We start from the raw sequence: 13,985 nt of genomic DNA, 5'->3' as shown, positions 1-13,985 counted from the left end.
ATAATAATTTTTACATTGATGTTTATTAAAGATTTTATAACAAGTAACTCGTTTATCATTTATGCGACGTGAGTTTGCCATTGATGCGCGCCAAGTTTTAGCATTAGCGCATCACCTGCCTGCAATACCCCAACGCCACTTGGCGTACCGGTCATAATGACATCACCAGCTTGCAGGCTAAAAGCATGGCTGATATTGACCAGTAATTCATAGACTGGAAATAGCATCAAAGCGCTATCGCCATCTTGCTTGAGCTCATCATTGATAGTCAGCTGATAATGTACGTTTTTGAAGTCAGCGAACGCTTGTGGATCAAGCCAATCACCTAGCACGCAAGCACCATCGAAGCACTTAGCGCGCTCCCACGGATGACCTTTTTCTTTTAGCTTAGATTGTAGCTCACGCAAGGTCAAATCCAACCCTAAGGTCACGCCACCAATTGCTTGCTTAGCCTGTTCAATCGTTGCTGCAGATAAATCTGCTGACAGCTGAATACATAGCTCGGCCTCGTAATGCGTCTCACCAAACTGCTCTGGATTTGGACGCACAATACCATCACGCATAGAAACAACTGAAGACGCTGGCTTCATAAACAGCATCGGCGAAGTAGGCACTTCATTGCCCAATTCACGAGCATGCGCGGCATAGTTGCGACCGACGCAGACAACTTTACCGATAGTCGCCCGTAACTGCTCATTGGTGTTTTTCGCGCTATGATTATTATCACTGTTATTGACGCTATCAACAATGGCACTAGCGATAGACATATGGGGCGATTGGCTCATACTAAACTCTCAAAACAAAGGATGGCTATTATTATCAGGAGTAATTACAGCACTATAGGATCTGTCTCACCTGCAAACAGCAAGCAAAAAATACAGGCAATAACACTGTATCTTTTCTAAAATGAATCCACTATATCTACCATTACCATTACCATTAACCCTAAACCATTAAGGAATGGTATTGGTAATCACATCTGGTGGCACATAACTTGCGTGACGGTTCATACGCTTTTCAAACAATCTAAAGCTAAATAGAATCACCCACGATAATAAAAGATAGACAATACCGGCGGCAAAGAATAACTCCATCAAGGTATAAGTCCGCGCACTAATCGTCCGCGCGACGCCAGTGATGTCCATCAAGGCGATGGTGGAGGCTAGCGCACTACCCTTTAGCATAAAGATAACTTCATTACTGTAAGCTGGAATGACAATACCAAAGGCACGCGGTAAAGTAATACGCGTCAGCTTTTGCCATTTTGACATACCAATCGCGTCGGCGGCTTCAAGCTCACCTACAGGGATATTCTGAATAGCACCACGAATAATCTCGGCTAAGTACGCGCTGGTATTTAAAGTAAAGGCAATGATGGCACACCAGTAAGCTTGGCTAAGTACCGGCTCCCATAAGAACGACTCACGTACGGCTTCAAATTGACCAAGACCGTAGTAAATCAAAAATATCTGCACCAGTAACGGTGTACCGCGGAAAAAGAAAATATATAAAAACGGTAACACCTGCACTGTCCAACTTTTGGACAGCCGCAATAACGCCAAAATCAAACCAAATAACAGCCCGATAACCCCTGAGAACACCACCAGCTGTACGGTCAATACCGCGCCACCAAGTAAGTCAGGGATATGGTCAAAAATGACCTGCCAATTCCAATCCATAGTATCTCTCCTCTACCCTATGGTCGATTGACGGTGAGTGGTTTGACGGCTGAGCTTTTTAGCATAGCGCGCCGCTGGATTGGCGCGCCATTCAAGCCACATCATAAAGCCAGTAATCAACATGGTCAGACCCAAATAGATAATCGCCGCTGCCATATAAAAGGTAAATGGCTGCTGTGTTGACTGCGCCGCACGCGAAGATTGATACATGATATCCTTGAGACCCACGACCGAGACCAATGCCGTGTCTTTGAGCAATACCAAAAATAAATTGCCCAGTCCTGGCAATGCAATCTGCCATACTTGCGGTAAGGTAATACGATAAAAAGTCTGAAAAGGACGCATCCCAATCGCTTGCGCCGCTTCATTTTGCCCTATCGGAATCTCTTGAATCGACATGCGGAAAATTTCAGTCGCATAAGCCCCAAAAGCAATAGACAGCGCCATCACCCCGCCCCAAAAAGCACTAATTTCGACATAGTCGTTATAGCCAAACTTTTTGAGGACGCTCATTAGCAGTATAGAACCGCCATAATAGATAAACAGTACCAACAGCAACTCAGGAATACCGCGCATCGTAGCGGTATAGACAGTCGCAAGTTTACGCAACAGCCAGATATTAGACAGTTTCGCTGTCGCACCGAGCAGGCCTAGAGCCAAACCGATGATTAAGCTGGTCATAGCAAGCTTTATGGTGACGGTAGCGCCGCTCAATAAAAGCGCGCCAAATCCTTGTAAATCAAACACAATTATCCACTCAGTCTCTTTATATTAGCAAGTTGCAAAATATGAGTTAAAAGAATCAGCATCAATAGCTGAGCGCTGCTGATAAACGTATTGTAGACCAAATAGATAATGGCCGCTTGCGTCATAGATTGACGTCAGATGCATACGATTATTGCTGCGGTAATTGACACAGTAGAAATGAGCGCTGATTTTATCATATTCGCTCGCCGCTATGTTAATACTGACACGTAAAAGCGCTGCTTAAATAGGCACTTATAGCGATTAATATTAAATAAATAACAGAGGTTTGACCAAAGTTGACAGTCAATTACCCATAAAATAAAAAAAGACATCACCACTGGTAATGTCTTTCTGCTTATTCATACAACAGTAATACAGTCATTAATGCGACAATAATACTGAGTGATTATGGCTATTGTGCAGCGCTATCTACGATTGGAGTTTCTGTGGCTGTCGCACTGGCTGGCACGGCAAAATATTTTTGATTGATTTTGTCATAAGTGCCATTAGACTTTAGGTTAGCCAATGATTGATTAATCTTCGCTTGTAACGCTTCATCGTCAGGACGTACAGCAATGGCAAAATTATCATTGATATCAATATCATCACCTTTTAGCACATAATCACTACCTGACGGTGAGCCAAGCCATTCTATCGCTGGCAGCTTGTCAGAAATCATGGCATCGACGCGACCAGAACCCAAATCCAAAAAGGCATTACTCAGCGTATCATATAGCTTCATATTGGCTTTTGGATAAACATCTTCTAACCACTGCGAGGAGATGGTCGAGCGCTGCGCGGCAATAGAGTGTGCATTAATATCGCTGCTACTGCTCGGATCAAAACTGCTGTCTTTTTTGGCTAAAAAAACCAATGCATTGCTAAAGTACGGATCTGTGAAGGCAACTTGTTTGGCGCGTTCAGGTGTTACCGACATCGCCGCGACAATGGCATCATACTTACCCGCCTTTAGACCAGGGATAATACCGTCCCAGTCTTGCGCCATGATTTCACAGCTCACTTGCATATCAGCACAGATGGCATTGGCTATTTCAACATCAAAGCCACCCAACGTCCCATCGGCATTGGTATAGTTAAAAGGGGCATAAGCGCCCTCAGTACCGATGCGCAATACTTCATCAGTTGTTGCCGCAGTGTTCTCAGTAACCTGCGTATTGGTCTCAGTAGCACTCTCTTGATTATTGCTACAGCCACCTAAAGCTAAGAGCGCCGCCAGTACCAGCAATGACGTTGACTTATGACTCGTTGTTACAGAATTCATGATCGTTTTGCCCGTCACGGTGATGGCTGGGACACAATGGTTGCTCATAATCGTCCTTGATTTTTACTTTGAGAAAACACGGTAAAAAATACAACGTTATCCATTAGCTGTCGTATTAATTAGCTGCCGCTTCTGCTTGCTCTTCTTCAGCGGTGATTGCGTTACTATTAACAATGTTATCAACACTGTTATCAACAACACCCTCTTCGACACTATTGGTCACGACTGCTTTTTGCGCCGCAGTGGTCGAGCTGGTACCAAAGTAACTGCCCGTTATTTGATCATAAGTGCCGTTGTCTTTTAACTCAGCTAAGGCTGTATTAAATTTAGCAACCAATGGATCGCCTTTACGGAAAGCAATACCCATGGCGTCGTCGCTGGTGCTGATTTCTTGGCCTTTGACTTCGTAGTCTTTACCGGCTTCGGTTTTTAACCAGTCGATGCCTGTTACTTTGTCAGACATCATGCCGCGTACTCGACCTGACGTGAGGTCTAGATAAGCGTTGTCTTGAGTGTCATAAAGCTTGATATCCGCATCTTTATGTTCATCTTGCAAATACTGTGAAGCAACCGTTGAGCGCTGTGACGCAATAGGCTGATCTTTTAGGCCTTCTACACTGATGTCATCACCTTTTTTACCAATTAAGATAATACCGGTATGAAAGTAAGGGTCGCTGAAGTCCACAACCTCTTTGCGTTCAGGCGTGATTGACATACCAGCGATAGCCGCATCAAACTTCTGCGCATTCAAGCCTGGAATCAAACCGTCCCAATCTTGCGAGACGACCTCACACTCCGCTTTCATTTGCGCACATAACGCATCAACCAGCTCAATTTCATAGCCGATCAGTTTGCCATCGGCATCGGTGTAGCTAAAAGGCTTATAGCTTGATTCTGTGGCGATTTTGATGTTTAGAGGCGCTTCAGCTGCCGCATCAGTTTCTGCATTATCTACCGGTGCTGAGCTATTGTTACAAGCTGTCAGCATTAGCATGGCTGCACTTAGTGGGGCAAGCCACAAGGCTTTTTTGCTCATTGATGATGTCATTGAAATTATCATAGGTATTATTCCTTAATATATTTACCAGCCGTTTATTGATCCGCAATTGGTTGCTCAAAGATTATTGATTGAAACCTATCAATCAAAATTATTGACCAAAGTTTTCCTGTTCGAGACGAGCAAGCTCACCGTTACTACGGATTTCGCTCAACGCTTTATTAAAGTCGTCTCTGATTGGATCACCTTTACGCACAGCAATGGCAATATTGTCATCGTTATCAATCTCATCACCCACGATACCGAAGCCTTTGGTATTGTCTGCTAACCATGATTTAGCAGAGACTTTTTCGGCCAATACCGCATCGCTACGACCAGATTTTAGGTCTAAATAGGCATTGTCATAATTGTCATACAACTGGACAGTATTACCGTCTTTGCCTTCATAATTATCTTGCAGATAAGCACCAGGCGTCGTTGAACGCTGACCACCGAGCGTCAAGTCTTTAATAGTCTTAGGATCAAAACTACCATCATTATCTGTCAGCCATACCATGGTATTGGCAAAGTAAGGCTCGCTAAAATCGACCTTTTCTTGACGTTCGTCAGTGATAGACATCCCAGCGATGACGGCGTCATATTTTTGCGCCAATAGACCTGGAATGATACCGTCCCAATCTTGTGCGACGATGTCACACTTGGCTTGCATCTGGTCACATAAGGCATTGGCAACATCGATGTCGAACCCTGCCAAGCTACCATCAGCATTGGTATAGTTAAAAGGAGGATAAGCGCCTTCGGTGGCGATACGAATGGTCTTGCCAGCCGTTTCTGCCGCAGGTGCATCAGCGTTGGTATCAGTAGCTTCATCAGCTGGTTGACTACAAGCACTCAGCATCAATGCTACAGTGACGGTCATCGATGACCACAATAGGCGAGAATTCGACATCATACATTCCTTAAATTCTGATGGGATTTTAATAGGGGAGTTTTAATATATGGTTGCTCTAATATAGCGTTCTCTGACGTCCCTGCCAGACAAACAATATAGATAGCAGAATAGACAAGCAGCCGTCATATCGACCACTTATAAACCTTCTGATAATACCTGAGTAAAATATCAAAAACAAACGTTTTGCATACCGACTGTTATTAATGGGTAATAAACAATCAACGATGCTTACTAAACAGTAATTTCTATAGTTTAAATAAATTGAGGATATAGGCAGTTCTAAATAAAGTCGATACGATTGTAATAAGGTAAATAGCCACGTGCTGCTTGAAGATAAACAGGGGCTAAATGCCAGATTAGCTGTTTTGGCGATGCGAGGCCATAAAGTCTTTGACGCGCGCAGAGGTAGGATTATCAAAGACTTGTTCAGGCGTGCCAATTTCTTCGATCACGCCTTGATGTAAAAAGACTACCTTGCTGGAGACTTCACGAGCAAAACGCATCTCGTGGGTAACAATTAGCATCGTACGCCCTTCTGCTGCCAACTCGCGCATCACAGCCAGCACTTCGTTGACCAGCTCAGGGTCTAGCGCTGAGGTTGGCTCATCAAACAACAGTACTTGCGGCTGCATCGCTAGAGCGCGCGCTATAGCGACACGCTGGCGTTGACCACCTGATAAATTCGCTGGATAAGCGTCTTTTTTATCGAGTAAACCTACTTTATCGAGTAGCTTTTCCGCATCGCTAATGGCTTGGTCTTTTTTAATTTTTAAGACTTGCGTTGGCCCTTCGATAATATTTTGCAAAATCGTTTTGTGCGGCCACAAGTTGAAGTTCTGAAACACAAAACCCACGCGCGCGCGCAAGCTTTCTAACTGTTTGACATCTGCTGCTTGCAACTCGCCTGACTTGGCAGGTTTTAGCATCAGCTCGTCGTTACCGATGATGATGCGACCCTGATTGGGCTTTTCGAGCAAATTGATACAGCGCAGCAATGTAGATTTACCTGAGCCAGATGAGCCCAAAATAGAGATGACGTCACCGTCGTAGGCGGTAAGAGACACCCCTTTTAGCACAGCAAGCGAGCCGAAGCTTTTATGAATGTCTTGTAAATCTAAGGCGATAGGCCGAGTCGGATTCTTTGCAGTATCAAGCATGGTTTAGCAGACTTCCAATAAATATGAGTGAAAACGTGAATACAAGTAATAAGTGGATACAAGTAAATAGTACGATATCAGCTGCTATCGCTATAAATAGCAATCATCGTCTTAACGCGATAGCATGACAGCTAATGAGACAAACAGAAAAATGTCACATTGTCGCTTATTACGCAGTAAAAAGGCAAACCCTATGTTTAAAACCGCCATTACAGCTATATTTAATAAGCGACCAAATAACGGATAAAATAAAGCTCAGACTGCATTGACAGTGCTGAGCTTTATTTTATCACTTTAGCGTACTAGGCGTTGTTTTATCTAGCACCTTAAATTGAATGGCCTAATAAGTCGAGACGTGTTCCTCAGATTCACTACCATCCATGACTTCTGCTTCATCATCGGCAGTGGCGACTGCAACATCATCATTCATGATTTCGTCATCGGTCATGACCACAGTGTCGGTATCATTATTAATGTCATTTGCACTAGCAACAGCGACATCATCATTTGCACCCACCGCTTCTTGCTCTACTGGCGCCTGGGCATCAACCACTGGATCAGTTTCCATCGGCGGCTCATCTTTTTTGCCACACGCACTTAGGGTCAATGCCGCCGCGACCAAACCAACCATTAACCCGTTTTTATACATGTTACTTTTAATCGCCATTTTATTCTCCATCATCAGTATTTATTTAGATCTTGCTAGTTATCTTATTAATAGCTTGATCATCAATTAACTTATCGCTCACTATACTGACGATTACCCATCACTACCTTAGTAGTTACAGCACAGTTCTGTTAAAGGTACGTAACGAAAAAAAGCCATGTAACAGGAGGTTTTCTCCTTAGAACTTCTTATAGTATTTATGCCCTAAAAGCTTAAAATGAAATCAGTGGTATGTAGTATATAGTTGATTCACTTTAAAACCGATACGAGTGCTACTGTTATCAATTTTACGCAGCCTCTGTCACGCTTGCGGACAGCAAGCAAGAAACATTTATAACAGTAGCACTAGCACGTGGTTATTTACTTTATTACAGTCGTATCGATTTTATTTAGAACTGCTTATAAGACCATAAAGACAGTCGTAAACGCTTTGTAAAGCAAAGCTTGTTCACAAAATCATCTTTACTATCGACTCAATCTCCTCTATGTTAAATAGCATAATGCCATATAGGCATCCAAACATGCTTTTTTGCTAAACTTTCGCCTTTTTGGGCGCTTTATTTGTTTAAAACATCTATAACCATAAGGAAAATAATTTATGAGTCAATCGACTACCACAGACGTTACCACATATATGCAATCTGTCGGCAAGCAAGCACGAGCAGCTTCGCGTACCCTCGCTGCTGCCAATACTGGGGATAAAAACTCAGCACTCATGGCGATTCATGAGGTGTTGTTGAATGCCAAGTCAGAGATTTTAGCCGCCAATAAAATCGATATGGATAATGGACAAAAGAACGATTTGGACGCCGCATTATTAGACCGTTTAGAGCTAAACGATGTACGATTCGATGGTATGTTGCAAGGACTAGAAGATGTCGCCGCGCTACCTGATCCTATCGGCGAAGTCACGGACATGACTTACCAGCCATCGGGTATTCATTTGGGTAAAATGCGTGTGCCGCTTGGTGTGGTCGGCATGATTTATGAGTCGCGTCCAAACGTGACCCTCGAAGCTGCTTCTCTGGCACTAAAATCAGGCAATGCCATTATCTTACGCGGTGGTTCTGAAGCCTTTGAATCTAATCAAGCGATTGCTAAATGTATCCTGCAAGGGTTAAAAAAGGTCGGTCTATCCGAGCATAGCGTGCAAGTATTGCAAACCACTGACCGCGCGGCGGTTGGCGAGCTTATCACCATGACAGAATATGTCGATGTTATCGTCCCACGCGGTGGTAAAGGCTTAATTGCTCGTATCAGTAACGATGCCAAAGTACCGGTCATCAAGCACTTAGATGGTAACTGTCATACCTTTATCGATAGCGATGCTGATCCGGAGACAGCGGTCAAAGTTAGCGTCAATGCCAAAACCCATCGCTACGGTACCTGTAATACCATGGAGACCCTACTGGTCGACGAAGCCGTCGCCAATGAGCTATTGCCAAAGATTGCCGAAGCGATTATAGCCGCTGATGATGCAATGCAACTGCGCCTCGATGAAAAATCACAAGCCATCTTAAATGACAATGCCAAGCTTAGCGGTCATCTTTCAGCTGCCACTTCTGAAGACTGGGATACCGAATACCTCGCGCCTATTTTAGCGGTAAAAGTATTATCAGGCATCGATGAAGCGATTGAGCACATCAATACTCATGGTAGCCATCATACCGACGTTATCATTACCGATAACTATACCAAGTCACAAAGGTTTATCCGCGAAGTCGACTCAGCAAGCGTGATGATTAACGCCTCTAGCCGTTTTGCCGATGGTTTCGAATATGGGCTTGGTGCCGAAATTGGTATCTCAACCGATAAAATTCATGCTCGTGGCCCTGTCGGCCTTGAAGGATTAACCTCACAAAAATGGATCGTTTACGGTCAAGGCGAGACTCGTGCCTAACCACTCGTTTTTAAACTGTCAGTGATATAGTCGGTTCTAAATAAAACAGATACATTATGATATAACGCAGAACTAGTATAAATTTTTCTTGCTTGTTGTGTCTACGCTGATAGAGGCTGCAAAGCTTATATTTTAAAGAAAGGTATACCAGTCCCGCTGTACTGCTTCTATATTGAACTTACTATAGCGTGATTTAACCTCTCGGTCATAAAAAACGTCAGCTTAGTTGCTGGCGTTTTTTTTGTGCGTAAAATATGCTATATATGCTGCAAAATAATTCTCTAGGAAATCAGCCTCATGCAAAGTGGCGAAATCAAACATTGGAATCAGGATAAAGGCTATGGCTTTATCGATGTGGACAATCGAGATGAAGACGTGTTTTTTCACGTCAGTAAAGCACGATTACCGCAGCCAATAGCCGTCGGGCAAAAAGTCTATTTTAACAGTAAGCGCAATGACAAGAACCAACTTCGGGCAACTGAAGTGACCTCTAATGAGTTGAGTATCTTAGAAACACCTGAATTAGATGCACCCAAACACAATTCAAATAGAACTGGCCGAAATAACGACCATCAATCCACTGAAAACAATCAAAGCAATATCAACCGCCACAGTGGTCACCAAAATAAGAGAAGCTTGCTATCTACTTTGTTTAGTTTGATCGCCATCATCGCGGCCGCCATTTATTTCTTAGGCGATTTTAAACCTACAATTCTCTCTGATAGCGCTGCACCAACGACATCGCAATCCCAATCTCAACCTCAAAAACAGACTTCATCTACGCAAGCGAGACAGCCTAATAACGCGGGTATAACAGGCGATGCACAGATTGATAATACTATCGCGCTGATTCAGCAGGGAGGGCCTTTTCCTTATCTTCATAAAGACGGCACTATCTTTTATAACCGTGAAGGCAAGCTGCCCGCACAGTCGCAAAGCTACTATCATGAATATACCGTACCTACTCCTGGAGTTTCGCATCGCGGGGCACGGCGTATCGTCACTGGCGGCAACCCTCCCACCGTTTATTATTTGACCATTAACCACTACGATAGCTTTCGCAAACTAGAGGTAAAATAATATGAGCCAAGCCATCTATTATATTGATCAGAACAATAATCAAAACCGTTATCAGAACAGCAATCAGCACATTAACGAAAATAGTAACCAAAAAGCTACAGCTCTAAATGCTAGCATTCCAACGCAGGCTGTTAATATACGCGTAGGTGAGGTACTGGATAAAACCACGCTATTGACCAGTTTAGCCGATGCCTGTGATTTCCCCAGTTATTTTTCTCATAACTGGGATGCAGCATGGGATTGTCTGACAGATAGCGACGTGACTCACCTAAAGCTTGATTTAACAGCGGTAAAAAACATAAACACAGAGGACTTTAATACTTTTAAGCGCATTATTGAGGACGCTTATAAGGATTTTGGTAAACCACAACTGTGGGTTATTGTGCCATCCAAGGATGATGCTTAGTCGCTAATAACACCAAACCCAAAAAGTACGATTAGCTGTGTCAAACTCGTTTAGTCTACAGTCCGTAGCACTTGCACCCGTTTTCCTTGCTACTCTAATTTTTGTGAATGGTATGATGACAAAAACCTGAATTCGAGATAAAGCCATATTTATCCCGAATTCAGGTTAATTTATTTTTATAGAAAGGATTAACATATGGAAATTACCTTAAATGGCTATTACACCTTGATATTAGCCACTTTAGTGCTGCTACTTGGGCGCTTTTTGGTGAGGAGAGTGAAGTTCTTAGAGGACTTTAATATTCCAGAACCTGTTGCTGGTGGCCTCGTCGCTGCTATTGTGGTTTATATGCTCAATATCATTTGGGGCTATAGCTTCAACTTTCATCAAGGATTACAGACCGCGACCATGCTGATGTTCTTTGCCTCTATTGGTCTGAGCGCTGATTTTAGTAGACTCAAAGCAGGTGGTACGCCATTATTGATTTTTACTATCGTCGTCTCAGTCTTCATCGTATTGCAAGACATCGTGGGCGTGGCGATGGCAAGCGCATTGGGGCTTGATCCGCTGCTCGGTCTAGTGACAGGCTCTATCGCTCTGACTGGTGGTCATGGTACTGCAGGTGCGTGGGGTATTACGTTAGAACAAGAGTATGGTGTGGTCGGTGCGACGACGCTTGGTATCGCGGTGGCGACTTATGGTTTGGTCGCGGGCGGTATCGTTGGTGGACCAGTTGCTCGTCGTCTGATTCAACGACTGGGACTAAAACCTACTCCTGCCAATACTGATCCAAGTGATATCGAAAAAGTCGCTGGCGCGCAGTCGTTATATAGCACCAAACATGATGAAGATTCGGCGCATAGCAATAAAGAAATCTTCGAAAGACCAGACAGCATGCGCTTTATCACTGCTTCCTCTACGATCGAAACCTTGGCTTTGTTTGCCGCAGCGCTGGCCTTCGCCGATGTGATGACCCTAGTTGCTCAAGATACTTGGTTTGAGTTGCCTACCTTCGTTTGGGCATTGGCAGGTGGCGTTATCATTCGTAACGTCTTAACCACGGTGTTCAATTTTGATATGTTTGACCGCTCGATTGATGTCTTTGGTAACGCTTCATTGAGTCTATTCTTAGCCATGGCGCTATTGTCATTGAAGTTATGGCAGCTGACTGATTTGGCAGGTCCTGTATTGGTTATCTTGCTGGTGCAGACTGTGATTATGATTATTTACGTGTACTTTATCACCTTTAAAGTGATGGGCAAAGATTATGATGCCGCGGTACTATCAGCAGGGCATTGTGGTTTTGGTATGGGCGCGACACCAACGGCGATTGCCAATATGCAGGCGGTAACCGATCGCTACTTACCATCGCCTAAAGCGTTTTTGATTGTGCCAATGGTTGGTGCTTTCTTCGTCGATATCGTTAACGCCACGGTATTGCAGATATTTACTAAATTGCCGTTTATGTAATTTGTTCAATAGTAAATTCAAATCAATTTTAATAAGGCTGGGCTACGCTATCGTAGTCCAGCTTTTTTTATTCATTAGCTTTTTTATAGAGGCTTGGTTATATGAGAGATTTAGAAGACAGTCATGCGTTAAAGAAGGATTAAGTTTGCCATACTAGGGCGTGTCCTCAATCTGAGCATTAAACTTTAAATGACTACAAAAAAACCGCCTAGCCATTCAGCTAAGCGGTTTTTCATTTAAAGCTTAAAATCCAATAATTAAGAATTACTGGTTTTTAGCATAAACTGGCTTTTTAGCACAAAGCGCTTTTACTTTTTCGCGCGTGTCAGCGATAACCTTTTCATCGCCACGGCTGTCTAGTACATCACAAATCCAACCTGCAACGTCTTTGACATCTGCTTCGTCAAAACCGCGAGTGGTCAACGCTGCAGTACCGATACGGATACCAGAAGTCACAAACGGAGATTTTGGATCGTTTGGTACGGCATTTTTATTGACGGTAATGTACGCATCGCCAAGCCATTTGTCCGCTTCTTTACCAGTCATTTCCTGCTTAACCAAGCTGATCAGCATTAAGTGGTTTTCAGTACCACCAGAGATGATTTCATAGCCACGGTCGATGATAACTTTGGCCATTGCTTGGGCGTTTTTCACCACTTGCTGCTGATAGGTCTTAAAGTTATCTTCTAAGGCTTCTTTAAAGCAAATCGCTTTGGCAGCGATAACATGCATCAACGGCCCGCCTTGGTTGCCTGGGAATACGGCTGAGTTTAGCTTTTTCGCCAGTTTTTCATCACGAGCCAAGATCATACCTGAGCGCGGGCCACGTAGGGTTTTGTGTGTGGTGGTGGTCACGACATCGGCGAAAGGTACTGGATTTGGGTAAGTGCCACCAGCGATAAGACCAGCGACGTGTGCCATATCTACCAAAAGGTACGCGCCTACTTCGTCAGCGATTTCACGGAAACGTGCCCAATCGACTACTTGTGAATACGCCGAAAAACCAGCAATAATCATTTTAGGCTTATGCTCTTTTGCCAAACGCTCAACTTCATCATAATCGATGAGGCCCGTGCCTTCGACCAAGCCATACTGCACCGCATTGTAGTTAAGACCTGAGAAGTTGATATGCGCGCCATGGGTCAAGTGACCACCAGCGTCTAAGCTCATACCAAGAACCGTGTCATTGGCATCAAGTAAGGCTAAAAATACCGCAGAGTTTGCTTGGCTACCTGAATGTGGCTGGACGTTGACATACTCAGCACCGAACAATTCTTTTGCTCGGTCAATGGCTAATTGCTCAACAACATCGACATGTTCACAGCCACCATAGTAACGCTTACCAGGATAGCCTTCTGCATATTTATTGGTTAAATCGGTGCCCTGCGCTTCCATTACTGCTTGTGAGCAATAGTTTTCAGAGGCAATAAGCTCGATGTGGTTTTCTTGACGAACGCTTTCTGCGGCCATTGCTTCAGCAAGTACTGGATCAAACTCTTTGATAGAAATATCTTTAAACATAGTGATGTCCTAAGTAGTGACTGTCATTGAAAAGAAGCTATAGATTACTCACAACAAAACCATTCCTGTATGAACGTCGCTATAAGCACCCTTGCAGTACTACTAATAGGTGCGGTTGTGCTCAGTT

Annotated in this window: 13 protein-coding genes; 4 read left to right on the top strand and 9 right to left on the bottom strand. The window is 43.7% G+C overall.

From position 1 onward, the window contains the following. Positions 1-59 precede the first annotated feature (59 nt). The 8 genes from ACT3TU_RS08280 to ACT3TU_RS08245 all read right to left on the bottom strand — a co-directional run bounded on the left by ACT3TU_RS08280 (position 60) and on the right by ACT3TU_RS08245 (position 7,481). Positions 60-785, bottom strand: coding sequence for a fumarylacetoacetate hydrolase family protein (locus ACT3TU_RS08280; protein WP_192522670.1), 726 nt, complete (start codon positions 783-785; stop codon positions 60-62). A 168-nt stretch (positions 786-953) separates the two neighbouring features. Beyond that, positions 954-1,679, bottom strand: coding sequence for an ABC transporter permease (locus tag ACT3TU_RS08275; protein WP_192522669.1), 726 nt, complete (start codon positions 1,677-1,679; stop codon positions 954-956). 12 nt (positions 1,680-1,691) lie between these two features. Beyond that, entirely contained in the window at positions 1,692-2,426 is a 735-nt protein-coding gene (locus ACT3TU_RS08270; protein ID WP_192522668.1) for an ABC transporter permease, read from the bottom strand. A gap of 412 nt (positions 2,427-2,838) precedes the next feature. Beyond that, a complete protein-coding gene (locus tag ACT3TU_RS08265) occupies positions 2,839-3,756 on the bottom strand; it encodes an ABC transporter substrate-binding protein (protein ID WP_413038361.1) in 918 nt (305 codons plus the stop codon). Positions 3,757-3,823: 67 nt separating this feature from the next. Beyond that, positions 3,824-4,768 (bottom strand): transporter substrate-binding domain-containing protein, encoded by a 945-nt coding sequence (locus tag ACT3TU_RS08260; protein WP_192522667.1) that lies wholly within the window; start codon positions 4,766-4,768, stop codon positions 3,824-3,826. Positions 4,769-4,856: 88 nt separating this feature from the next. Further along, positions 4,857-5,657, bottom strand: coding sequence for a transporter substrate-binding domain-containing protein (locus ACT3TU_RS08255; protein ID WP_192522666.1), 801 nt, complete (start codon positions 5,655-5,657; stop codon positions 4,857-4,859). Positions 5,658-6,013: 356 nt separating this feature from the next. Then, a complete protein-coding gene (locus ACT3TU_RS08250; RefSeq protein ID WP_192522665.1) occupies positions 6,014-6,814 on the bottom strand; it encodes an ABC transporter ATP-binding protein in 801 nt (266 codons plus the stop codon). 340 nt (positions 6,815-7,154) lie between these two features. Continuing rightward, entirely contained in the window at positions 7,155-7,481 is a 327-nt protein-coding gene (locus ACT3TU_RS08245) for a hypothetical protein (protein ID WP_444784274.1), read from the bottom strand. A 598-nt stretch (positions 7,482-8,079) separates the two neighbouring features. Between ACT3TU_RS08245 and ACT3TU_RS08240 the strand changes: the two genes are divergently transcribed. The 4 genes from ACT3TU_RS08240 to gltS all read left to right on the top strand — a co-directional run bounded on the left by ACT3TU_RS08240 (position 8,080) and on the right by gltS (position 12,337). Next, positions 8,080-9,381 (top strand): glutamate-5-semialdehyde dehydrogenase, encoded by a 1,302-nt coding sequence (locus tag ACT3TU_RS08240; protein ID WP_444784273.1) that lies wholly within the window; start codon positions 8,080-8,082, stop codon positions 9,379-9,381. 297 nt (positions 9,382-9,678) lie between these two features. Then, on the top strand, positions 9,679-10,461 hold the full coding sequence (locus ACT3TU_RS08235) for a ribonuclease domain-containing protein (protein WP_444784272.1): 783 nt from the start codon (positions 9,679-9,681) through the stop codon (positions 10,459-10,461). Between the two features lies 1 nt (position 10,462). Next, positions 10,463-10,867, top strand: a complete 405-nt coding sequence (locus tag ACT3TU_RS08230; protein ID WP_444784271.1) for a barstar family protein — start codon at positions 10,463-10,465, stop codon at positions 10,865-10,867. 195 nt (positions 10,868-11,062) lie between these two features. Next, positions 11,063-12,337, top strand: a complete 1,275-nt coding sequence (gene gltS, locus ACT3TU_RS08225; RefSeq protein WP_444784270.1) for a sodium/glutamate symporter — start codon at positions 11,063-11,065, stop codon at positions 12,335-12,337. 264 nt (positions 12,338-12,601) lie between these two features. Here gltS and glyA read toward each other — a convergent pair whose 3' ends face one another. Further along, positions 12,602-13,858: a serine hydroxymethyltransferase gene (gene glyA, locus ACT3TU_RS08220; protein WP_444784269.1), complete on the bottom strand. Its 1,257-nt coding sequence runs from the start codon at positions 13,856-13,858 to the stop codon at positions 12,602-12,604. Between the last annotated feature and the right edge of the window lie 127 nt (positions 13,859-13,985).

It is taken from the genome of Psychrobacter sp. AOP3-A1-26 (genome assembly GCF_052378235.1).
Classification (GTDB): domain Bacteria; phylum Pseudomonadota; class Gammaproteobacteria; order Pseudomonadales; family Moraxellaceae; genus Psychrobacter.
The sequence above is the reverse complement of the archived record's forward strand: the minus strand, read 5'-3'. Positions and strand labels throughout refer to the sequence as shown.